General features: G+C 40.3%; 14 protein-coding genes. 5 read left to right on the plus strand and 9 right to left on the minus strand.

Annotation, left to right across the window (positions count from 1 at the left end):
- Complete coding sequence (locus H5163_RS03290) at nucleotides 1-10,059, minus strand: non-ribosomal peptide synthetase/type I polyketide synthase (RefSeq protein ID WP_182734319.1); 10,059 nt, start codon at nucleotides 10,057-10,059, stop codon at nucleotides 1-3.
- A gap of 923 nt (nucleotides 10,060-10,982) precedes the next feature.
- Here H5163_RS03290 and H5163_RS03295 point away from each other — a divergent pair.
- Complete coding sequence (locus H5163_RS03295) at nucleotides 10,983-12,341, plus strand: GGDEF domain-containing protein (protein ID WP_182731265.1); 1,359 nt, start codon at nucleotides 10,983-10,985, stop codon at nucleotides 12,339-12,341.
- An 82-nt stretch (nucleotides 12,342-12,423) separates the two neighbouring features.
- Here the strand turns inward: H5163_RS03295 and H5163_RS03300 are convergent, their stop codons facing one another.
- Both H5163_RS03300 and H5163_RS03305 read right to left on the minus strand, forming a co-directional pair.
- Nucleotides 12,424-13,251 (minus strand): phytanoyl-CoA dioxygenase family protein, encoded by an 828-nt coding sequence (locus tag H5163_RS03300; RefSeq protein ID WP_182734320.1) that lies wholly within the window; start codon nucleotides 13,249-13,251, stop codon nucleotides 12,424-12,426.
- A gap of 115 nt (nucleotides 13,252-13,366) precedes the next feature.
- Entirely contained in the window at nucleotides 13,367-14,260 is an 894-nt protein-coding gene (locus tag H5163_RS03305) for a LysR family transcriptional regulator (RefSeq protein ID WP_145233038.1), read from the minus strand.
- Between the two features lie 91 nt (nucleotides 14,261-14,351).
- Here H5163_RS03305 and H5163_RS03310 point away from each other — a divergent pair, with 91 nt between their 5' ends.
- The 3 genes from H5163_RS03310 to H5163_RS03320 all read left to right on the plus strand — a co-directional run bounded on the left by H5163_RS03310 (nucleotide 14,352) and on the right by H5163_RS03320 (nucleotide 18,364).
- The gene (locus tag H5163_RS03310) at nucleotides 14,352-15,275 is read left to right on the plus strand and encodes a DMT family transporter (RefSeq protein ID WP_182734322.1); all 924 of its coding nucleotides are present in this window, start codon (nucleotides 14,352-14,354) and stop codon (nucleotides 15,273-15,275) included.
- 169 nt (nucleotides 15,276-15,444) lie between these two features.
- Entirely contained in the window at nucleotides 15,445-15,690 is a 246-nt protein-coding gene (locus tag H5163_RS03315) for a hypothetical protein (RefSeq protein WP_182734323.1), read from the plus strand.
- Nucleotides 15,691-16,228: 538 nt separating this feature from the next.
- Complete coding sequence (locus tag H5163_RS03320) at nucleotides 16,229-18,364, plus strand: pre-peptidase C-terminal domain-containing protein (protein WP_182734324.1); 2,136 nt, start codon at nucleotides 16,229-16,231, stop codon at nucleotides 18,362-18,364.
- Between the two features lie 251 nt (nucleotides 18,365-18,615).
- Here H5163_RS03320 and H5163_RS03325 read toward each other — a convergent pair whose 3' ends face one another.
- A complete protein-coding gene (locus H5163_RS03325; protein ID WP_149980964.1) occupies nucleotides 18,616-19,023 on the minus strand; it encodes a hypothetical protein in 408 nt (135 codons plus the stop codon).
- 858 nt (nucleotides 19,024-19,881) lie between these two features.
- Between H5163_RS03325 and sbcB the strand changes: the two genes are divergently transcribed.
- Complete coding sequence (gene sbcB / locus H5163_RS03330) at nucleotides 19,882-21,327, plus strand: exodeoxyribonuclease I (RefSeq protein ID WP_182731262.1); 1,446 nt, start codon at nucleotides 19,882-19,884, stop codon at nucleotides 21,325-21,327.
- A gap of 47 nt (nucleotides 21,328-21,374) precedes the next feature.
- Here the strand turns inward: sbcB and H5163_RS03335 are convergent, their stop codons facing one another.
- The 5 genes from H5163_RS03335 to H5163_RS03355 form a co-directional block, all read right to left on the minus strand.
- Nucleotides 21,375-22,037 (minus strand): hypothetical protein, encoded by a 663-nt coding sequence (locus H5163_RS03335; RefSeq protein ID WP_259397125.1) that lies wholly within the window; start codon nucleotides 22,035-22,037, stop codon nucleotides 21,375-21,377.
- Between the two features lie 38 nt (nucleotides 22,038-22,075).
- Nucleotides 22,076-22,816: an iron transporter gene (locus H5163_RS03340; RefSeq protein ID WP_182734326.1), complete on the minus strand. Its 741-nt coding sequence runs from the start codon at nucleotides 22,814-22,816 to the stop codon at nucleotides 22,076-22,078.
- Nucleotides 22,803-23,129: a cupredoxin domain-containing protein gene (locus H5163_RS03345; protein WP_246175520.1), complete on the minus strand. Its 327-nt coding sequence runs from the start codon at nucleotides 23,127-23,129 to the stop codon at nucleotides 22,803-22,805. The genes H5163_RS03340 and H5163_RS03345 overlap by 14 nt, the downstream gene beginning before the upstream one ends.
- A gap of 13 nt (nucleotides 23,130-23,142) precedes the next feature.
- Nucleotides 23,143-24,357, minus strand: a complete 1,215-nt coding sequence (locus H5163_RS03350; RefSeq protein ID WP_220493594.1) for an ATP-binding protein — start codon at nucleotides 24,355-24,357, stop codon at nucleotides 23,143-23,145.
- 89 nt (nucleotides 24,358-24,446) lie between these two features.
- Nucleotides 24,447-25,106, minus strand: a complete 660-nt coding sequence (locus H5163_RS03355; protein WP_182734329.1) for a response regulator transcription factor — start codon at nucleotides 25,104-25,106, stop codon at nucleotides 24,447-24,449.
- Nucleotide 25,107 lies beyond the last annotated feature (1 nt).

The following is a 25,107-nucleotide window of genomic DNA, read 5'->3' on the forward strand; positions in this document are numbered from 1 at the left end:
TTACAAGTCCATTTCAGTCATGCTGCTATCATCAAGGGCTTTACTAATATCACGGCCGCTCACTATATCGCTCACAACAGTAACCTGAGGCTGACTTTGCTCGGTACTTGCTGCTCGCGCTGATAATAAATCGTCAATTCGTAGCGCTAATTGCGCAACGCTAGGGTAGTCAAAAATATCGCCTACCGTCACCCGTACTTTAAATTGCAGATTAATTCGTGACACAAGCTGCATAGCGAGTACAGAGTTACCACCACAATCAAAGAAGCTTTCTTGGGTACCTAACACTGCAACCTTAAGTAATGCTAAATAATGTTGCAGTAAGCTCGTTTCAGTCGCGCTGCTGGGGGCAATACGTACTATTGCCGATTGCATAGCCGCAGTCGGAAGCGGTAATGCTTTCGTGTCTAATTTTCCATTTGGTGTGGTTGGCCACTGCGTTAACCAACAGATTGATTCTGGCACCATATAACTTGGCAATGATTGTGATAGCACACGACGTAATTCACTCACACTCCAAACACTTTCCAAACTGTCGTCCTCAAGGCTATAAGCACATAAACTCGGCTGGTCGTGATTGTTTGGTTTGATAAAAACACGTACATCTTGGTTCGCAAATAACAAGCGCAGGTGGTGTTCAATTTCACTTAATTCAATACGATGCCCGTTTAGTTTAACTTGTTGATCTAACCGCCCTTGTAGTTCAATACGGCCATCGAGTAAACGCCTTGCACGGTCGCCAGTTTTATACAAACGCTGATGCGATTGACCATTAAAAACATGACTAACAAAACGTTCAGCTGTGAGTGCTGGTTGCTGTAAGTAGCCAGTCGCTAATCCTAAACCACCGATCCATAACTCCCCCCACACGCCAATAGGTAGAGGTAAACATGGACTTTGTGCATCCTCAGCCATAACATACAAGCTCGTATTAGCAATTGCTGAACCTATCGTAATATCATCACTGTGCTGAATATGGCTAATTGCAGACCAAATGGTGGTTTCGGTTGGACCATACATATTCCATAAATCCCCCTGCTGCGACAGCACCGCCTGAGCAAGTGCTGGATCAAGCGGTTCGCCACCACACAAGACCTTGATACCAGCTAAACAATCAGGTGCTGCATTTATTATTAATCGCCATAACGTCGGAGTCGCTTGCATAATAGACACTGGGAAATGTGCTATTAGATCGGTAATTGCATATGGGTCACTGCATGTTTGCTCACTCGCAAGCAGTACATTAGCCCCAACAATTAAGGGCGAAAACAGCTCTAACATCGCGATATCAAATGCAATAGTGGTAACTGCCAACAAGCAATCGGTTGGCTCTATTCCAGGCTGTACCGTCATAGCGAGCAACAGGTTTTGTAGCCCTTGGTGATTAATTTCCACACCTTTAGGTTGCCCCGTTGAGCCCGATGTATATATAACATAAGCGCTTGATAAAGGAGCAATAACGCGATCTGGATTACTGCTTTGCAAGCCTGTAAGTACCACAGTATCAATATCTAATACGGGCAATTTGTTGCTCGCAATAATTGGGCTACTATCACTAAAACTGTCACACAACAGTAAATCAGCTTGTGCATCAGCCAGAATATATTCAATGCGTGCTTGCGGAAAAGTAATATCGAGTGGCAAAAATGCAGCCCCCGTTTTTAATACCGCTAATAAGCTAATAATCAGCTCCGCACGCCTTGGTAGTGCAATTGCGACTAAGCTGCCGACCCCAATACCTTGCTCAATAAGATAATGAGCAAAGGTATTTACTCGTTGATTTAACTGTGAATAGTTAAAGCTTTGGCCATCACAGGTAATAGCAATATTGTCAGGGTATTGAGTCGCAGCATATTCAAATGAAACGATACAAGAATCGACACAAAGTTGTTTATCAACACGCTCACATTGTTCAGTAACCAGTGTCGCTATTTGTAAATCATCTAACAATGAACAGTTCGCACTGTTTAGTTCGTCTGTCCCAACAGCGTTGCTAAACAACCCTATTAACCCAGATAACCAATGATTTACCTGTTCATATGTAAATTTATCTTGTTGATATTCAAGGGTGAGTGACCAACTGTTAGCAAACTGAGTTAAGTTACAACTTAATTGGAATTGGCTATAACAGGTGTTGCTTGGCATGGTATTTAATTGCAATTCAGTAAATGCCGGTAAGGAAGTAACTTTATCTAAATTAAATAAAGTATTAGGTAAATTAAGCGATTCATTTGCTAACGCTGAATAAGGGAAATGTTGATGTTCAAATGCAGTTAATAATTCAGATTGCACTGTTTTGATTAACTCTCGAACACTACTGATGTTTGTAACATCAATGCAAATTGGTAAAATATTCGTGCAATAACCGACTAATTCGCTATCGGAAGATTCTGCGCTATCAGCTTGAGGGAGTAATTGTCGATCAGAGCAAGGGATCCCAACGGTGATCATTGACTGCTGGCTAAGCTTACTTAACCACGCTATATATAACCCCAATAAAGTGGCAAATTGACCGCAGCCCTGCTGTTTAGCCAGATCAGCAATATTTCCTTTGGTGTGCTCATTGAGCTCAACAGTCAATACCGATACTGCATAGTTCGTTGTCGTTGCAATCGCAGTGTTTGTTGGTAGTTGCAACGGCATACTTGGCGCTAGTTGTACCAACCAAAATGCCTTATCTTGCTGGTAATTAGCAGACTCTTTATAGTGGTCAAGTGCTTTAACATATGCACTAAAGTCTACCGGTGCTGCCAACGCCTCTGTTGTGGTGTTGTTATAGTGTTGGGCAACTTTACTCAAAATAATCTGCAACGATACGCCATCACAGAGTAAATGATGCGTAACCACACTTAAGTAAGCAGTATTATCATTTTCTCTTAGTAGCGCAAAGCGACATGCAACTTCATTATTAAAATCAAAAGCATGGTAACGTAACTCCTGCAACTGAGTTGCTACAGCGATATTATTATCTGAGTGTTGTAGATTAATAACTAACAATTGAGGACGATGCTCAGCCACTAACCTATGGCAAAGCGTATCGCTATCAATTGCATACTGTAAAATAGTGCACTCGCGTACTGTTTTATCAACTGCGGTAACTAAGCGACTTATATCTAACTGACCTGTTAATTTAAGTACGGCTTGTAAGTGATACGCAAAAGCCCCCTCAGGTGACTTTGACGCTAAGGCAAGTAATTGCTGCTGCGCCTCGGTCAATGGAAATGTCGCCGCTAAGGTGGCCAAGCTCATTTTATCATCACGGTCACTACCAAAATAACCTGCCGCCTTTAAGCTCAAGGCACTGTCTTTAACTGCGGTAATAATGATCTCTATATCTGCATCTGTATGAGCTGCTGATAAAAAGCAGTTACGTCCTTCCCAAATAAAGATGCCACGATTAAGCATTTCATAAAAAAACATATCTAGATTTTGGCTAAATCTAAAACGAAATAAAGAGCTAAAAGCTTCAATTTGAATTGGGATCATTGCATCAGCAAAAAAGCGATTAAGGGTTGTTTTCAGATAACTGGTTTTATCACTTAGCCTTTGTTGTAACTGTGGTCCTTGGCGTTTAATTTCGCTTAAAACCGCTTTTGCACTGGCCATTGCCATTGGGTGTTTACAAAATGTTCCAGCAAAAAAAGTCGTATCTGCCTGTGGATAAGACTGATCACCATATTGCCATACTCCACCATCAATACCGTCTAAGTAATCGGCACTGCCGGCAACAACTCCGATTGGCAACCCTCCACCAACAATTTTGCCATAGGTTGCCATATCAGCTTGGATCCCCACTAATCCCTGTACGCCGCCTGGATGAGCGCGAAAGCCGGTGATCATCTCATCAAAAATCAGTGCTATTCCATGCTCTGTGGTTATTGCTCTGAGCTCTTTTAAAAATTCCCACGGTTGTATTTCTGGGTATCTGCTTTGAACCGGTTCAACCAATACCGCAGCAATTGTATGTGCATTTGCACGAATAATTTCCAGCGCCTGCGCGCTACCGTAATCTAATACTAAGTTGTCATTAACTGCGCCTTGGCGAACACCTGCGCACATAGGCTCGATGTCTCCTTGGCCCACAGAGTGCGCCAAAGTACCATCATAATGACCATGGTATGCCCCACTAAACTGCACAATTTTGTCACGTTTTGTATAATTGCGTGCTAAGCGCAGTGCGGTCATGACCGCCTCGGTGCCTGAATTACAAAACGTCACACGCGCCAAACCAGTTAATTCGTTGATCAAAGCAGCCACTTCACACGCTAAAGGACTGGCTAAGCCTAATTGAATACCTTGATCTACTTGTTGCGCTAAGGCATCAGTCACAAATTCGGCTTTATGGCCAAATAAATTAACTCCAAAATCCATTGTAATATCAATGTATTCATTGCCGTCTATATCCCATAATCTGGCTTGCTCGCAGTGGTCTGCATAAATCGGATAAAGCATTTCCTTGCTTGATAACCTAAACCCCGCTGAGGCTCTGCAATCAGCTAAGTTGCCACGATGTTGAGCAACCAGCTTTTTCGATGCGCTGGTTTTTGCGCAATAATCAGCTTTTAGTTGTTCAAAATGCTGCTGCATAGCGGGTGACTGATGCTGCATGTGTAATTGTCTACTTTGCGATGCAGGAAGTTCTGTGGCGCGCTTATTTACGGGCATTGCAACTGTTTTTACTTGCTGCTGAGGCATATTGTCTGGCGTTACACTTGCCGAGGAGGTTATAGCACTGCCCTGTAGAAAACGTAATTGTTGCGCTGTCACCGCGGCAATGCTTTGACGGCCAAAATCATTAGTTACACTCGCGGCAGCTTGCAGCTGCTGCTGGCAAATTGCCATGATAGTCTGTTGATCAAACCCCATATTGGCTGAAGAAGTTGTTGTATCAGAGTACGAAGGGGTATTCTGCTCTACAATTGCAATATCCGAGGTTAACTGGGCATCTTCAGTGTGTGGGTAAAAGTCACTATGTTGCGCAATATAATCCAATAAACTATCCACTGTGCTTAGTTCTTCGTAAAACTGGCGTACGCTAAACTCTAAGCCAAATTCTCTTTCATAGGTGCGTACGGCTTGCATTATCATTAATGAATCAACCCCCATTTCAAGTAAGGGAACATTCGTTTTTATAGCATCAACTGGTAATGATAATAAATTTGCAAGATTAGAGAGTACGATGTCACGAATAAGCTCAGTTCGTGCAACAACTTGGTTTATGTTTGTTACCGATTTATTGGCCTGCATATTTTCCTGCATTGCAGTACTTTTTAGCGCTGGTTGCTTTGCTGTTGGCACTATCCAATGTGCATTTTTTGCAAACGGATAAGCGGGTAATGGCTGTTTTTGAATATTTATTTGTGGATAAATATGCGCCCAATTTAGCTCAATGCCTAGTTCAAAAATACGCCCTAAACTGGTTACTAAACGTGTTTTATCAGCACCTTGACTGTGCAATATAGGTAAATACTCAGCATCTAAATGGGGCAAGTTTTCTTGCAATAACACCATCAAAACAGGTTTTGGTCCAACTTCTACCGCGCACAAATGCTCACGTTTATCTAACTCGCTCACGCATAAATCAATGCGAACAGGTTTAGTGATCTGCTCGATCCAGTATTGAGGTGTTGCTAAGGCGTCAGTTTCTAGCTGGCCAGTCACCGACGACAACAAGGGATAACAAGGTTTTCTATAGTTTACTTGCGCTGCTATAGCAGCAAAATCATCAAGCATCGGATCCATAAGTGGTGAATGAAAAGCACGTGCTGTGTTGAGCTGTTTAATCGTCAGATTTTGTTCTTTTAATAACTCAATGGCAATCTCAAGCGCTGAGTTTTCGCCTGAGAACACCACGCCAGAAGCCCCATGATAGGCTGAAATTGCAATTTGAGTCTTGCCATTATCATGGCATTTTGTAATGACTTGCTGGGCAACTTGCTCACTACAACGCACTGCAAACATGCCCCCATTATCAGCAAGTTCATGCATGAGTTGGCCACGCGCAGCTATCAATAAAATAGCATCAGCTAACGAAAACACCTGAGCAATGCATGCGGCTGCATACTCCCCAACACTATGACCTAATAACAGCTTAGGAGTGGCGCCAAAGTGGATCATTAATTTGGCCGTAGCATACTCAACCGCAAATAAGCCGACTTGAGTCCAGTTAGTTTGTTCTAAAAACTGTTTATGGCTTTGCTGATACAGAACCATTAGCAATGACTCGCCAAGTCTATCGCCAAGTAAATGATCACATTCATCAATCGCGTTTTTAAATACAATTTGCGTATCATACAATTGTTTTGCCATTGCCGGATATTGCGAGCCCTGACCAGTAAATAGCATTACTAACTCATAATTTGTCGCAGCTTTATCATTTTCAGCCGCACTTAAATGCGAGGTTGTATTTAAGCCACGCATCGCACGTAATAAACCTGCACGATCTTCGCCGCATACGGCACGTTTTGCTTCTTTAAACTTAGTCAGGTGTGCTGCTGTGTAGATCAGCGCATCAAATTCATTATCAGATAAACTCTTTAATCTCGTTTCATAACGCGTCAGCAAATTGGCTAACGCATCTGGAGTTTTAGCTGATAACGGTAACAGGTAAAATCCCGTTTGCGAGGCTAAATCAATGGTATCGACCGCACGTTGAGGTGCACTCGCACAGATAATATGTGCATTGGTGCCACCAAAACCAAACGAGCTAACACCAGCAATACAACCATTGTCTGAACCAACAGGCCACGGCTGTAAATCACGATTAATTTTTAACGCAATTTTATGCCAAGCAATGTGTTTGTTAAGCTCTTTAGCATGAGCTTGGCCGGGTATTTTTTTATGCTGCATGCATAACATGGTTTTGATCACACCAGCAATGCCTGCACCCGATTCCAAATGGCCAATATTCGCTTTCACAGCGCCCACAGTAAGTGGCTCAGCTAAGCTTGTTTGTGGCCTATAGACTTTACTCAGCGCCGATACTTCTATTGGATCACCAAGCTCTGTACCAGTGCCATGGGCTTCAACATATTGCACGTCATCTGCTGCAATTTGTGCATTAACTAACGCCGACTTAATAACACTTTGCTGTGACAAGCCATTAGGTGCTGTAATGCCATTACTGCGGCCATCTTGATTGACTGCACTGCCTTTTAGTACCCCGTAAATAGGGTCGTTATCCTGTACTGCCTGCGCTAACGACTTTAATAATAAACATCCCACCCCTTCACTTCGTACATAGCCATCTGCAGAGTCTGAAAACGTTTTACAACGGCCATCTTTTGCAAGCATTTGCGCGTTTTCACAGGCGTTCGTTACCTCATCACTGAGGATCAAATTCACCCCGCCCACCAGAGCTTGGGCTATTTCACCACTGTGAATACTTTGCATGGCTAAATGCAATGCAACTAACGAAGATGAGCATGCTGTATCAACTGCAACACTTGGCCCGCTGAAGTTGTAATAATACGATAACCGATTAGCCGCAATACTCAGCGCAGTACCAGTACCTAAATAAGCATTTTGCTTTTCATATTGCTGAGAAAGTAAGAAGTAATCATTTTGCGAGATACCAATATAAACCCCTACTTTTGCACCCGATAATTGCAGCGGCGCATAACCTGCGGCTTCAATGGCATGGTAACTGGTTTCTAGCAACAATCGATGCTGAGGATCTATATGCTTAGCTTCGGTTGGAGAAATACCAAATAAATTTGCATCAAATTGTTCAATGCCACTGATGTAACCACCTAAACGGGTATTATCCAAATGTGGGCATAACATGCCGCGACTTTCGTTTGGCAGTCCAATTGCATCTTGTTGGTTACATAATAGCTGCCAAAACGCCTCTATACTTTCAGCTTCAGGGTAACGACATGCCATCCCTATAATGGCAATGTCTTTGTCCGTGCAGTCCCTTAGAGATTGAGCAGCTTCATTTAGTGTGGGTATAGCCGCGGGCATAGTGACTGTATTTGATGATATAGCAGCGGTTCGGATCGCATCAAATTGCCATAAATAATTAGCAAGCTTTGAAATAGATGGATAGTCATATAAAACTGTCGGCTCTAACTCAATATCATGCAATTCCATTAACTCACCCGAAATACGCACCGCCTTCATTGAATCAACCCCTAAAGATTGAAATGAAGCATCAACAGCAAGTGATTGCGGGTCCACATCAACTTCCTGTGCAACGACGCTTTGCAACAAGCTAAGTAAATTTGCATGTTGTTCATCTTCAAGTGCACAGTGGCTACTGAATATATCTGCTGATTGTGGCTCAAACGTTTCGCTCTCAAAAGAACCACGCAATTGATAAAGTGGCGTTAGCTGCTGCGCTAAGTAATGACGTTTGTTTTCTTGACGTTGAATTTTTCCGCTAGATGTTTTTAATACTCGCCCAGGTTTTATCAGTACAACATCATAGGGCGTAATACCATGCTGCTCTGTAATCGCTTGGATCACATCTTTACATATCGCTTCAGGATCAAGTTTACGAACCGCAGTACGTTTTACTTGTTGCACAATGACAAGTCGCTCTTGCTGTTCGCACATTATTGAAAATGCCGCACCACCGTTATTATCAAGTGCAGCATTTGCGTTACTTACCGTCAATTCAATATCTTGTGGGTAATAATTTTTACCGCGAAAAATTAATACATCTTTAGAGCGCCCAGTGACGAACAACTCATCGCGATATACAAAGCCTAAGTCGCCAGTGCGTAAGTATGGGCCATCGTTATCATCAACATAGGCCTGAAATATTTCTTTTGTTAATGCGGCTTTTCCCCAATAACCTTGTGCAACACTTGCACCTTTGATCCAAATTTCGCCGGTTTCGCCATCAGCACAGCGTTTATTAGTGTCAGTATTAACAATGGCCATTGTATGGTTGTGCCACGTAATGCCACACGACACCGCATAATAAGGCGAGTTATCGGATGATGTGTGTAAATCACAAAATGAATCATCATCGCCATGCGTTACGTTTGTTACTTTACCTGTCTGTAATTCTGCAGTGATAAGACGTAACACAGTTGGCGAGTGTGATAATTTACCACCGCTTGCAAATAAAGTTGTTTCCGCCATACCATAACAAGGAGAAATACTGTCACGGCGAAAACCACACCCTTTAAATTTCTCTACAAAGCGCTCCAACGTCGTCGCTCGAACGGGCTCCGCACCATTTAATGCAGAGCGCCAATGTGATAAATCGAGGTTTTTTAAATCAGTATCTTTAACCGTATCGACACATAAATCATAAGCAAAGTTAGGCGCACTAGAGGTTACAGCTTTAGTATCACTTAACAGTTTGAGCCAGCGATACGGCTTTTGTAAAAAGTAAGTCGGATTCATCAAAGCCGCTGGTGCACCAATATAGATCGGATGCAAAATACCAAAAATAAGACCCATATCATGAAAGTGCGGTAACCAGCTGACAATACCGGTGCTGTGATCATGACCAAAGGCTTGCTTCATCATTTCTTGATTATCGAGAATATTGGCTTGGCTAACCATTACCCCTTTTGGCTCACCCGTTGAGCCAGATGTATATTGTAGAAAGGCTAATTCGTCAGCTGCTACTTCGCAGTGCTGAAAATCTATAGTGTCAATTTGATAAGTGGGTTCAGCGTCAGTGGTAAAAATAGCTAAATCAGCCAATAAAGGTTCAGCTTCAAATAATGGACGTGCTATTTCATTAATTTTTTCTGTGGTCAGTGCACCTTTCGCACCAGCATCAACAACAATAGTTCTTAAACGGTCAATATTTTGATTCTTTTTTGGAGGATAGACAGGAACAGCAACAATGCCAGCGTACAGACACGCAAAAAATGCCTCCACAAATTCAAAACCAGAATTAAATAGCAATAGCGCCCTATCCCCTTGCGAAAAATGCTCCTGCAAGTGCCGAGCAATTTGCTTAGCACGTTCATCTAACTGCGCATAAGTGAGTGTTTTACAAGGTTGCTGATCGTCATAAAAATATTGATATGCAGTATCACTACCACGCGTGTTAGCTAATTTAACTAACCTAGCCGCTAAATTTATATTCATTCCATGACCTATTTTGGTTTGCGGCTCACTGCAACACCAAAGCCAAAATAAAGCTCTGCACTTCTACAGCTTGGTTGCCTCAGTGTATAAACCACTAAAATTGAAATATAATCAATTAGATAGACTCATAACATTATTTAACGATTGCACATATTGTAATCCGCACAATATAAATAACGTATTGAAACTTAAAGGTAAACTAACCGCTAAAACCACCAGCTGCGCTAATCAACTGCACCTTAATTTTGCAATAACTTTCATTTAAAATTTGGTATATAAATACCAATAAATAAAGTTACTGTGATAAAAATAATTAATATTGCGACCATGAGAGTAGTACAAAAAAAACTAGACCAACATTAATAAAGCTAATAATTTACAAGTTAATACCAAAAACCATCCTAAAGGCGTATTTATTAATTAACCTCTATGCTAAGGCTCATGTTACTTGATCAAACCCTATAGAAATATTACAAAACATTACGTTTTGTTAAAAAACAATTAACCAAAAAGTGATGATTGATTTAAGGCAATAATTAGCTTTATTAGTAAATTCACTTTACCTACTTGAGCTATTTTCAGCATTTCCTGTATGAGTCTTATCGGGGTCTTCAAGTTACGTGACTAAATACACAAAAGCTAAATGTGATGCAAAGATGACCGACTTTAGCTACTGACAAACGTTCTACTCATTTAGTGCTAGTATTCCCTCACAAGGCACGCCTGCAATATTACGAACTCAATCGTCAAGTAAGTACACGGTTGATCAACTGCACATCATCTCTATTAAATAAAGTATCTAATAACTTTGATTAATCTGTCCTAAGGTTAGTCAATTAATGCTTGCTGTGGTCAGACTTAATAAGCTAGATTACGCGCTTTTTAAACTATACTTGAGGGACTATTAAGCAGTGAGAAACTTTATGTCGGTATTCAACTGGTACAATGCGTCAATAAAGCAAAAAATTGGTGGATTATTTGTTTTTTTATTAACGTTTTTGTTTTGTGTTATTGTTTTTTCGGCCTATAAAGTAAATCAAATAGAACGTGAAATGCGCGTAGTGGCTTTTCTGGATATTCCGTTAAGTCAGTTAATGCAACAAGTGGAGTTCATAGAGCTTGAACAACACCTGCAATTTGAGCAATTTCAACTAAAAAACCAAATGGGTGATAAGCCGCTCAACCCACATCAACAATTTGCTTTTGAAAAACAAAAAATAAAACAATTGCTCGATAAAGCGGTAGCAATGATTAATCACTCATTAGCATTAAAAGAAGTCATATTACAGCCTGAAGCACATCAAAAAGTGGCCACCACAATTGAAAACTATACGCAAAAAAGTGACGAGTTCGAAAACTATTTAGAAAATGTTTACCAACAGAATCAACTTACTGAGCAAGCGCGGTTGCAAGTCGAAACAATGGCAACTGAGCTAGAAAGTGCAGAAAAACAAATAATAGCGCAATTAAATAAATTAACCTCTGATGATGCGTATTACACAGATCAGCACGAAAAAGACTTTCTATTTGTCAGCAGCTTACTCGGTATATGCGCCATCATCCTCGGCTTGCTGTTAACGACCTTTATTATTCAAATTATTTTACGTCGTATTCAACGCATCCAATCTAATATCGAAACATTAAACTCTTCTGTTGAACACCATGAGTTACCTTTGGAACTTCAGAAAAAGATCAAAACTAAAGATGAGCTTGCAGCATTAGAACACGATATAAAAATTGTTATATCTCGTTTGAATCAGGAAATGACTAGCCGTGAGGAAATTGAAAAACAATTAATAATATTAGCAACCCAAGATCGCTTAACAGGTGTATTTAACCGACACAAGTGGGAAGAACAAATAGAAAACCAGATCAATATGGCAGCACGAAGCGAATATCTATTTGCTTTAATAATATTGGATATTGATCACTTTAAACAAGTTAATGACCAATATGGCCACCAAATAGGTGATAAGTTATTAAAACATCTAGCTACACAATTACAGCAACAAATACATGCCATGGATATGCTGTTTCGTATCGGTGGCGAAGAGTTTGCTATTATCTCTCCTATTCAAGATAAGCAACACGCCCACCAACTTGCAGAGCGATTACGAGTGTATATTAGCGAATTAGATGAAGTGAGCTTACCTAAAGTGACCGCAAGCTTTGGGGTAACATGTTATCAGGCAGATGACTCGAGTTCAGTTATTTTTAATCGCGCAGATAAAGCACTCTATGAGGCAAAAGCACAAGGTCGTAATTGTATCGTAGTCGCTTAACTTGTATTGGCTGTATTAGTTCAGAGCAAATTTATATATTTAGGCTGGCTTTACACACATGTAAATATCTATGTTGATACTGTTAACTGGCAAACTCAATACAATATTCCGCCGGCTCTATTCGTACTTGAGTTACATACAAATCATTGGGTAGCTGCACATTATTAGGCATATCAGCTGAATTAAGCGCGTTGAGGTTAGCCATTAACGCTTGCCGCTTTTCGATCCACTCACTAGGAAAGCACGGATTATCAATAAAATGTGATACTGCTCTGAACTCAAAATAGATCGTTCTACGTATAGCTGAACCTTTCTGTCTTCCTGATGCATGAACCGTGTTTACATGGTGAATTACCACATCACCTGCATTGGCCGTAATATCCACACTTTGTAATTGTGCAATGGATAGCTGGCGCTTTAAATCACACACACTTGCTTGGCTACAATGAGACTGCGGGATCACTGTTAACGCCCCTTGCTGCGCTATTGCATCATCTAAATACACCCCCACGGTAAAAATAGGCTCTTGAGTTCTCACCGCCATATCGCGGTGCCAATCAAATCCGCGTGCATCTAATGAATTTTTTATCACAAGTGACTCATAGCTAGGTAAAACAGCTTCGCCGATAATCGCTTCAACGTAACTCATTAGTTCGGTTTGCGCTAGCAGTTGAGCAAATTGTGGCTGAAATTGAAAAAGCTCATTAACGCGATAAACAAAAGGCTCATCTGCAGTTTGCATAACAGCAATATTATCAAATGGTAAACCGGCTACATAGCGTGACTGTGCTTGAGCAACCAACTCATCACAAAAGTGCTGCAGTTTTGAGATTACACTTGGTTTAAGTACTTGTTTAATTTGTACAAAACCCTGCTGCTTAAACCGTTCAACCACTAGATTGGTTTGCATATTTAATATCTCCTTTTAATATACAGGCACTAAAATTTGTAGTCCGGCGCTATTAATAACTAAACAGGCTGTATTTCACTTGCCCAACAGTTCAGAAAAATAATAAAAAAGCATACTAACCTTGCTCAAATCTAGCTAGCACATATTCGATGAATAATCTGACGCGCAATGGTAAATGGTCACGATCCCGATATAACATAAATAAAGTGCGTGCCTTGCTTTGCCAATCAGGCAAAACATGCTGAAGCTCACCTTGAGCTATCATTGGTAATGCATAATAGTCAGGAATATAACCAATCCCCAAGCCTTTTTTAACCGCGTGTGTGAGCATTTGAATTTCATCAAGCTCTAAACGAATGCCCTTACTGGGTTGAAAATCATAAGCGTCATCATTTTGTTTATTTACTAATTGCCAAATAGACATCGGCTGGCAAATCACAGCGCTTTTTGCACATAAATCAGTGGGATGCTTAACACTGTCGGCCACCGTCTGCGAATTACTGCACAAAATAAAGTGAATATCTTTAAGTGGCCTCGCAATCCAATTATCAACCACCGTATTACCCACCCTAAACACCACATCCATTGCTTGCGCTTCAATATCAATTAAAGTATTCGAGAGCCTAATATCTAGTTGGATCTCAGGATATTGCAGTAAAAAATCATAAAAAATATCCCTTAAAAATTGCGAGCCGGCATTAATAGGTGCACTGATTATGATCTTACCTTTCGGTTGATTCTTCTCGATATGAAGATCATCATTAATTCCATCTAACTCAGCAAACAATGCACTCGAACGTTGGTAATACAGCTCCCCCATATGGGTCAGCGATACGCGATGAGCATCACGGTTTAACAATCTAAGCTGTAAATCATCTTCAAGTTGTCGAATACGACGGCTCAATGTTGATAAAGGCACTGATAAAGCCAGTGCAGCATCTTTAAAACTTTTTAAATGAGCAACAATACAAAAATAGCGTAAATCGTCTAGTGAATATCTATATTTCATTTTTGGAATCTACTCTCTTATTTTTGCTTGTTTATCCACATTATGGAAAGTAATACACTTGCCGCAACTTTTCAACATCTCTGGATTGCTGATGAACTTCTCAGCCAACACAAAAGCTATTTTACTCCTGTTATTATGTGCATTTTTTTGGGGAAGTTGTTTTCCTATTGGTAAACATGCATTAAATCAAGTACACGCACTGACTTTAGTATTTTGGCGCTTTAGTATTGCCGCAATCTGCTTGGCTATCTACTTAAAAATAATTAACAGTACAAAACCAAGTTTAACGTTCAACCAATGGGCTTGGGTGATTATTGTTAGTGCTGTTGGCGTAGGTGGCTTAAACCTCGGTTTATTTACCGGGCTGGAACATACCAGTGCCGCAAACGGCTCGTTAATAATGGCGCTGAGCCCACTTGCAACCTCATTAATAAGCTCAGTTGCAAAGCGCTCAATGCCTACTGCAGCACAATTTTTTAGCTTAATCGTTAGCCTATCAGGTGTATTATTAGTTATCACCAATGGCGACTTAGCCGTGCTTTTGAATATGCAAATCAATGCCGGCGACAAAATGATCTTTTTAGGTATGTTAGCTTGGAGTTCATACACTTACTTTAGCCAAGGTATCAATCAGTACATGCCTGTATTGCCTTATACTTTTGTTAGTATGCTAAGTGGTGCAACAATCATTGGCTTAATGTGTTTAGTGACCGCCAATGTACACCCGCTTAGCGAACTCAGTAATAGCTCAATGGTAGGTATTATCGATGTTATTTATATTGGCTTATTTGGAACTGTTGCCGGCTATCTTCTGTGGCTTAATGGCATACGCCAACTTGGCTCAGCGAATGCGTCGTTATTTTTTAACTTCGTTCCGGTATTTGCCATGTTAACAGCATTTTTGATGGGCCAACCAATTACAGAACTACAATTAATTGGCATTATTGTTGTGATCATCGGCTTATTAATGCCACGAATTGTTACCCCAAAACGCATTCCTGAACCTTGTAAATAACAAGTAATACAGCACCAGCTCATGATATAGCGATGGGTTAACTGCAACTCTATCGCTATTTAACCGCGTATTATTTTAGGATAAACAGGTAAGTGTGGCAGTTACTCTTTAAATAGAAAGAGTTACAATAATGCATTAGCAGCACACATAAACACCAAAGAGCAAAAAAATGAAAAATAACGACACCTTTAAAACTATCGCCACCTTAATTTTTAAGCAGCTTTATCAGCAGTTTCCAACACCAGTCAATTTAGAGCCAAAAGCTATTATAGAAAGTGCATCAGCAGAGCAAATCGAATCAGTTAAAGGCACGATTGCGTTTCTTAACTACGAAGGCTATATTTTTGCTACCCCAAGCGCGACTTTTTTATTAACTGAAAAAGGCTTTGATCACGCTTTATGCCCAAAGTTTTAAACATTAAGTCAATACATTAGCCTATGTTAATTAAGATTAATCACAACCAACACTATATGAATAGTACTCACTAAAAATAACATTACGACGACCAAATAGACTTCTAATAACTTTTATTACCTTGAGGTGAAACTCTTTGGCTGGACTATTAATAGTTAAAAAACCTTCAGTAAAGAACACGTTTAGTTATATTTAGCTCACTAAACGTGTTTAAAAACATAAAAACGCACACTTATATTTACATTAAATTTACAAAATAAAAACATTAAACATGCACGTGTAACCAGCTCATTTGTTGTTAACCATCACATTTTTGTTTTCAACTGGATAACAAACAAGTTTTTTTATTGACTTTATTGCACTTATTGGGGGTTCTAAATATTTCACGCAATTTATTGGCATTGATTAAAATTCACTCTAGATTTTGCTTTAGCAATTGGGTTCTGATTATTTGCTAAGATTTTTATGAATCAAACATGCAATTAATCATTAGTTTTACATCAAACAGTCGGTAAATTAACTATGGTAGGAAATAAAGATGAAAAAATGTAAATATGCAGCATTAATTGCAATTGCCATCTATGGCCAACACAGTATTGCTGAAGTCGATGAACTGACTATTATGCAACATACCAATCAAGCAGCAAAAAAAACGACAATCGGTGCACAAGCCGATACTCATTTAAAACTCTCTAAGCAATTTGTAAATATTCAAAGCCAAGTAATCAGCCATACAATCAGTCATCCCGGTGCTGATTATATAAAAGTACATTTTAGTCGGGTGCAACTCAGTGGTAATGCAAAACTAGTCGTCAGAAACCAAGATAACACTGAACGATACGAATATAGTAGTGACAACATGAATGCTGCAACAATTGATGATGTTAAAGGTGATGACGGGGTGCATTCGTTTTCAGCTATGTCGGTCTCTAATGACAGCGTTATCATTGAATATTACCCCGACCCGACACTCAGTAAACAACAAACCCAGTTTGGCATTATTGATAGTTATTTTTATGGCACCGAAAGTGATATAAATACGAATACAGAGTTAAATAATGGCAATGAACCAGCGCTATTATCAACCTGTGGCGTTAATGAACGAAAAGATGTGCAATGCTGGGCTGATTCCCATCCAATAGAGTTTGACCGAAGCCGACCTATTGCGCGCTTAGTGATCGGTGGGCGCAGTTTATGCACGGGCTGGCGCGTTGGGAGTGATAATAAATTATTTACTAATAATCATTGTATTGAGACCGCATCAGAACTTGCCTCAACGGAAGTATGGTTTAATTATCAAAATAAAAGCTGTAATGGCTCAACTAAAGAAACTGTCGTAAAAGTCACGGGGAATGAGTTTTTTAAAACCGATTACACGCTCGATTATACTTTGTTCAGTGTTAATGATTTTAGCACTATCGAGCAGTTTGGTTATTTAGGGCTAGATGTACGAAACGCGCAACAAAGTGAACGCATATATATTCCACAACATGGATCCGGTAACCCCAAAGAACTTGCAATAGAGTCAGATCAAGACAATGATGGTTTATGCCAAGTTAATGCTCCTTCAACAAATGGCCGTGGCAACAACACCGATATAGGATATTATTGCGATACCATTGGTGGCTCATCTGGTTCGCCTGTTGTAGCTGCATCAAGCAATCGTGTTATTGCATTGCATCATCTAGGTGGCTGCTACAACAAAGGAGCTAAAATAAGTAAAATTTGGCCTCAAGTAGCCAGCTATTTTAACGGTACTGTGCCCATTGGCGATAATGATGGTAATACCCCTCCTGCGCCTACGGCCCGTTTTGAATACAATTGTGATCAATTGCAATGTAACTTTGATGCTACTGGTTCCAGCTCTTCGGGCACAATAACTAATTACAGCTGGGATTTTGGCGATAATCAAATAGGCAGTGGCGCAACTGTACAGCACACCTTCACTTCTACTGGAAACTACAACGTTTCTGTAACCGTTCAAGATAGCAATAACAACACCAACACACTAGCTCAGCTAGTCAGTGTTTCTGATGGTACGTCATCTGACATTGAGTTAAATAAAGGCCAAGCATTACCAGGTCTTAATGCAACAAGAAACCAAGAAAGTATCTATTTTATTGATGTGCCAGCTGAGGCCAATAATATTACGATGAGCATATCAGGTGGTAACGGCGATGCAGACCTATACGTTAAGAAAGGCGCTAAGCCCACCACTTCAGACTATGACTGTCGGCCCTTTAAAAATGGTAACGAGGAAATCTGTACAGTTAACCTAGGAGAGGGTCGCTATTATATTATGCTCAAAGCCTATAGCAGCTACAATAATGTCACTATCATGGCTGATTATAAAAACAGTACACCACCGACGGGAGATAGCACAATTATTACCTCTCGCGCCTATGGATTTCCCGGTTTTTGGCAACGATACAGCTATCTGGTTCCTACAGGAAAAACATCTGTAACAATAAGTACAGCAGGCAGCCAAGGAGATATAAGCCTATATGTAAATGCAGATGGTGCCGTCACGCAAACAAAGTATGATTGCCAGTCAAAAAATCCCGGCAGCAACGAAAGCTGTACTTTAGCCGTTAACGCTGGTCAATCGTTACAAATCGGGTTACTAGGGATAGTCAGTTATGACTGGGTTAAACTAGTCGCTACTGCACAGTAAAATAACATTACTCCCCTTGTACAAAGCACTTCAGCGCCCTCTGAAGTGTTTTTATTTTTTACTAGTTTAGATAAAGCCTCACTCTACAACTTAAAATTTAATATATTTAGTACAGCTAAACTGAGGCCAGTAAATACGTAAATAAATAAGTGAGTTTTACGGTTGGCTCAGAAGAGAAACACTTTAAAAAAACAAAAAACCACGTTGGCTAAGCCTAACGTGGTTTTGTCTTTAATCGTTTATAAAAACTATTATAGAGAAAGGTACTCTTTAGCGCGCGTCAGGTTATGAGAAACCATTTCGCTATCAGCGATTTGTGCCGCTTCGTATAAATCAGAAAGACCAGCCGTATCATTGTTTGCCATCATACGTGACACACCACGGTTGCTTAATGCAAATGACGTTAGCTCGCGAACTTTCATACGTGGACCATTACTTTGCTTTAGCAATGCAATTGCTTTGGTACAAATTTCATCTGCTTGTGCATAATTTTTTGATTTCACATTTAATGCGCAGTTATTAAATGATTGTTCAACTGGCTGAGACGCTGCCGCATTATCAATAATCATTAATTTGTAATCACTTTGATCAGCCATAACAGCCGCTGAGCAAGTAAATAATGAGCCAAGTGCGATGGTTTTGATTAGTGAACGTTTCATGATTATATTCCTATTTGGTTTGAGTCGTGTCATGTCGGCTCTGTTGCCGACAACTGAACTTTAGAGTGTTGGCTCAATTTCGACAAACGATAAAACTAAACCCGATAAGTGAAGAAAATTAACTTATAGACTTTAGTCTAATAAACGAACTGATATTCTATTTATTAACGGCATTAAATTGTTCATATACGCCTGACAATGAAATATTACTGGACTTGTACGTAATCGCTATTAGTATTGAATACAATACTAGTTGTGAACTTTATAATTAGTTTCAGCAACTTAATTATATAAATTAGCTGCAAATATGCTTTTAAGCTCTTTCTCGTCGTAACAACCTGAAAATAAGCAATTGATGATGAATTCCATCTGAGCAATAGGAAAGCTTTAAAGTGTAGAACATGATGAAAAGGTAAAAAACATTCGTGGCTAAAGCACACTCCTACTTATAGGGCCAAAAAGCTCAACAACAATTTAAATATTGCTTTTAATTTAGAACACTGATTTATAAAAACTTTAACGCTGATACTCGCCCTTGTTTTCTCGACCAAAAAATGCGCCAGCAAGCTTAACGCCTACGATAATGCTCTTGTAGCTCGCAGTAAAATTTTTTCAGGCTAAAACTCAACCGACAATTGAATATATTCATAGTTATGAGTTTTTAAGCAGGATTTTCTTTTAATGATTAATTAGGTTTCGCAATACTTAAGACAAGCTACCCGAGAATAGTATGATTACCATCATTTCATCATCCAAACCTATAAACTCCCTCGCCTGTATGCCATAATCTAAATAATTCATGAATTTAGTAACTTGGCGGTATTGCAACCGCTTCAAGCTAACTTAAAGGGTTTTTAAATGGCTTATCAAGAGCAAAATCAAGCAACAATCTACTGGCACGATTATGAGACCTGGGGGGCGAGTCCGCAAAAGGATAAGCCGAGCCAGTTCGCGGGTGTTCGTACTGATCTTGATTTAAACATTATTGGTGAGCCGCTGATTGAATATTGCAAACCTGTAGCTGATTATTTACCGCATCCTGAGGCATGTTTGATCACCGGTATTACTCCGCAAGTGGCGATGCAAAAAGGTTTAGTTGAGGCTGACTTTATTGCCAAAATTCATGCTGAATTTAGTGTGCCGAATACCTGCGTGGCCGGTTATAACAGCATTCGTTTTGATGATGAAGTAAGCCGTTATAGCTTTTACCGTAACTTTTACGACCCTTACGAACGCGAATACAAAAACAATAACAGCCGCTGGGATATTATAGATTTAGTGCGTGCTTGTTATGCACTGCGCCCTGAGGGTATTGAATGGCCGTTAAAAGAAGATGGCAGCCCAAGCTTTAAGTTGGAACATTTAACTGTTGCCAATGGCATTGAACACGCTGCGGCACATGATGCACTAAGCGATGTAACCGCGACGATTGCTTTGGCTAAACTAATAAAAGAAAAACAGCCAAAACTGTATAACTTCTTTTTTAGTTTGCGCGGTAAAAAAGCCTTAGCTGAGTTAGTTGATGTATTTAATATGACGCCGCTGGTGCATACTTCATCACGTATTCCTGCGACCCAAGGCTGTACCAGTTGGATTGCCCCGATGAGCTTTCATCCGACTAATAAAAATGCAGTAGTGTGTTTTAACTTAACCGAAGATCCACAGGTATTACTCGATTTATCAATTGAAGAGTTGCGCACCCGCCTTTATACCAAGCGCAGTGAGCTTGCCGATGATGAACTGCCTGTTGGTTTAAAACTGGTACATTTAAATAAATGCCCTATTTTAGCGCCTGCTAAAACCTTATTACCTGAAAACGCCGCCCGCTTAGGCATTGACCGCGAGCAGTGTTTAAAAAATCTTGCGATTTTAAAAGCCAACCCAAGTCTTCGCGATAAAGTCACTGAAGTATTTAACGATAAGCCCGATTACGGTAAAACCACCAATACTGATTACATGTTATACGACGGCTTCACCAGTCATGCTGATAAAGCTAAATTTGCCATTATCCGTGATGCCAGCCCAGAGCAATTAGCGGGTATGAAGTTGGATTTTGAAGATAAAAAGTTTGATAACTTATTGTTTAAATACCGTGCCCGTAACTGGCCGCAATCGCTTAATCAAGATGAACTTGATCAGTGGCGTCAATATTGCCAAAACAAATTAATGCATGGTGAAGATCAACCATCGATCAGCGCACAAGATTTTATGGTTACGCTAGAAAATCTCGCCCATGAACATGACGATAATGAAAAAAATCTGACTATTCTAAAAGCGCTTTATAACTACGCACAAAGTATGTAGTTTGCAGAGATTTAAAGCCGCGAGAAAAGTTTTCGCGGCTTTTTGCTTTAAAATTCAAACTCTAGGGCAAGGCGAAAACTGTGATCTTTACCTTGTTGGCTCAGCTCTGTCACAAATCCTGCTTCCCACTTTAGTTGTCGCTTCGCTGAAAATCGATGTAGCCCAATAAAACCTGGACCAATACCAAAGAAGTCTTCTCCGGCGTATAGCTCTAATGCAGGCTGAAACTCAGAGCGAAGGCGATAGCGATACTGTGCGCGAAACTCAGTTTCCCATTCGTTTTTAATATCACCGCCCCACTCGTAGACTAAAAATGCATTCATGGTGAGGCTAGTCCGGCCAAATTCTTTCTCCCATAAAAAGCCAGTTGTGGCTTCATAACTATCTTTGCCTTCTTGCATTTCAAGTTCAAATAAGGCGCCCCAGTCAGCCCACAGCCGCCCTTGCTCAACCAACTGCCAACGTAATTCTAATTCGTAGGCTGAGAAGCCAAAATTACCGTTGTCATCGCGCTCTCCAACCGCATAACCTTCCAAACTCATGGTATCGTTAAACGAGCCACCTAAGCCAACTCGTTGGGCTAAAATATTGCCCTTATCTGTTTGATGAGAGATCAGACGCCATTCAAATTCGCGCTCAAATGGTAATACATAAGGGTGGTAAACTTTATCTACAACTATTCCATCGGCACGCACATTAAACGATGCCATGAACAAAATCGAAGTTAAGCACCACGCGAGAATAAATCTCATGATGGCTCCTTTTGAGAAAATTGCCGAGTAAATACTATGCTGGTGCCAATAAAGGCTAAAACCGCAACTAGATATAGCCATAATGCAGTTTTGCTTGGCGTTGCCTCATAGCCGACTAAGGCTTTGAGTACACGGCCTAACTCTGAGTTTTCGACTAACACTGCACGCCAATCAAAGTAGTTGGATGTAATATTGATCAAGTCAATTTGGCTGGCCAGATCTAACACTATAAGTAGTTTTGCCGAGACATTAAAAGCCAATAACAACATCAGCGGATACACACCAAATCGTGCTCTAACACTGTGCAGTAAAAATAATAGCAACACACCAAAACTACCACAGATCCCTATTCCCAAGGATGTACCTATAAGCAAGGGTTTTGATGTGTCGGTGTTATGCCAAAAACCAACCAGATAAATAAAATAGTGACTCAAATACAGCGCCATAACCGCGACTATTGCAAGCAATGCGAATAAACGCCGCTGTTTACAACTTATTAGTGATGCAACATACACGATGACACATAACAGCATTTGACTAAACTCTAGACCGCGATGATCAAATAACTGGCTCAACCAAGCGGCACTTTGTACATAAATAATACTACAAAGCAGCCCAACAAAGGCGGTTACTATCAACACACGCTGGTTTAGTTTTAGCAATGACTGTAGCAGCACGAGCAAAATTACAACCGGTAACAGCTGATTTATACTCATCAATAAACTAGTTATCAGCATCAGTCTTTCCTTCTACTAATACTGCACCACGGGCTGTGTTAGGTGAAAACTCACCAAAAAACTCATAACGCCCAGGGCTCAGTGGCCCGATATAAATCACACTACTACGATTTGGATACAGCACTTTCTCTCGATTTAAATCAAAGCTGTCAAACTCTTCTGGCGTACTATCTTGATTTTCAATTAAAAGTTTTAGTTTAGTATTGGCTGGAACGATGATCTCCGCTGGATAAAAAAGGTGATCTTTTAAAATTAATTTATATTCTTTAGCAAAACACGAAAACGGTAATACGCTAAATAGCAGCAGGCTGATAAACCCTAACCAGTTATTCACTCTCTGCTCCTTGCATAAATTCAACTCGCACTCGTAAGCCGCCTAATTCACTGTCGGCTAAAGAAATACTTGCACCATAAATTGTTACTATATGTTCAACTATCGCCATACCTAACCCGGCACCTTGCTCTCCGGAAGGATGTTTATCACCTCCAACACGGTAAAAGCGGTTAAAAATTCGTGCTTTATGGGCATCATCAATGCCAGGACCTGAGTCATCAATCTGCCAACCATACGCACCTTGTTGATTGTTTAAGCGGATCACTATGTTACCACCACTGGGCGTGTACTTTATGGCATTACTTAATAAATTACTAAATAAAGTTGCCAAGGTAAATTGGTCACCATTAATAACATAATCATCGCCTTCAATACTGATCATATGTTGTTTTTCATCAAGTCGTTCGTATAGCTGTGCAACCACTTGTTGACTGACCTCTAGCACTGAAATTGAGCTAAATTGTGCCTGCCATTGCTCTGGATAGGTGCGTCCCAAAATCAACATTTGCTCAACAATATTACTTAGTTTATCGATACCTTGCGCCATTGCATCAAGCTCCAAGCAACCATCACCTTGTGCGCGTAGATTATGAACATTTATTTTTAGGCTACTTAGCGGGGTGCGTAATTCATGGGCAGCATCTGAGGCAAAAAAGCGCTCTCTTAAGTAGGCACTTTCTACACGTTTAAACAGATCATTTAAACGTGAGATCACCGGTTTAATTTCGTATTCATTCACTTGCCAATTAATGGCAGTAAAGTCATTGGCTTGTCGCGTTTTTAATAATGTTGAAAGGCGTGTTAATGGCCTCAATCCTTGTTTGACAAATAGACTGATCAACACCGCAAGCAGTGGCACACTCCAAAGCAAAGGTGTCATTGCTGACAAAATCATGGTCTCGCTAAGTTCATAACGTTTACTCAGCGGCTCTGCCACCAGCACTTGTTTAGTGCCTTCGGTTAAATGAAATACGCGCATTCGCTGTCCGGCAAAGTTTTCGACACTAAATCCGTTAACCCTTGAGTTTTGCTCCAGCTCAGCTAATGATTTAGATGCGCTAAGCAAATTGTTATCTTGCCAAATTTGAAACAGTAATCGATGTAGATCACTTCTTAACACTGGCTTGTCGCTGTGTATAGGTTGCTCGATCAGTACATGAGCAATGGTTTGCAATTCGTTATCAAGTAGCAGCTGGGCCTGGCTCATACTTTCGCGGTAACCTTTACTGAATGCCAAAAAGCAAGTTAGGATCACCGTTGATAAGATAATCAGCGTTAGTCTGCGTTTAATTGACACTAACGTTTACCTACCACATAACCTATACCACGTAAGGTTTTAATTAGATCTTTAGGGAGCTTTTTGCGCAAATGATGGATATGCACCTCAATGGTATTTGAACCGACTTCTTCGCCCCATTCATATAGTTTGCTTTCTAATTGTTGTTTGGACAATACGCGCCCTTGATTTTCAAAAAGCGCTTTTAGTAACATAAACTCTTTACGCGGCAGGTTTACTGGTTGCTGATCAAGTGTGACTGTAAAAGCGGAGGTATCCATTTCTACATTTGCTACATTAATAGTACTTGATTGCGCATGAGTTACGCGCCGACTAGCGACTCTTAAACGGGCAAATAATTCAGCAGGATCAAATGGCTTAGCTAAATAATCATCAGCACCTAAATCTAGCCCTTGTACTTTATCATCAATACTACCGCGTGCCGTTAAGATTACTACTGGTAAGTTAGGGCGATGCTTTTTGACGTATTTTAATACATCAATACCATCGCCATCAGGTAGCCCTAAATCAAGTACAAGTAGTTCGATCTCGTCATTTTCGAGCCATTGCATGGCTGATTTTATACTAGCACAGTGCTCGACACTGTAACCTTGTTGACGAAGTGAACGACACAATCCTTCAGCCACTAACTTATCATCTTCAACCAGTAGTAAATGCATA

The sequence above is a fragment of the Pseudoalteromonas sp. SG44-8 genome, from assembly GCF_014164125.1.
Lineage (GTDB): Bacteria > Pseudomonadota > Gammaproteobacteria > Enterobacterales > Alteromonadaceae > Pseudoalteromonas > Pseudoalteromonas rhizosphaerae.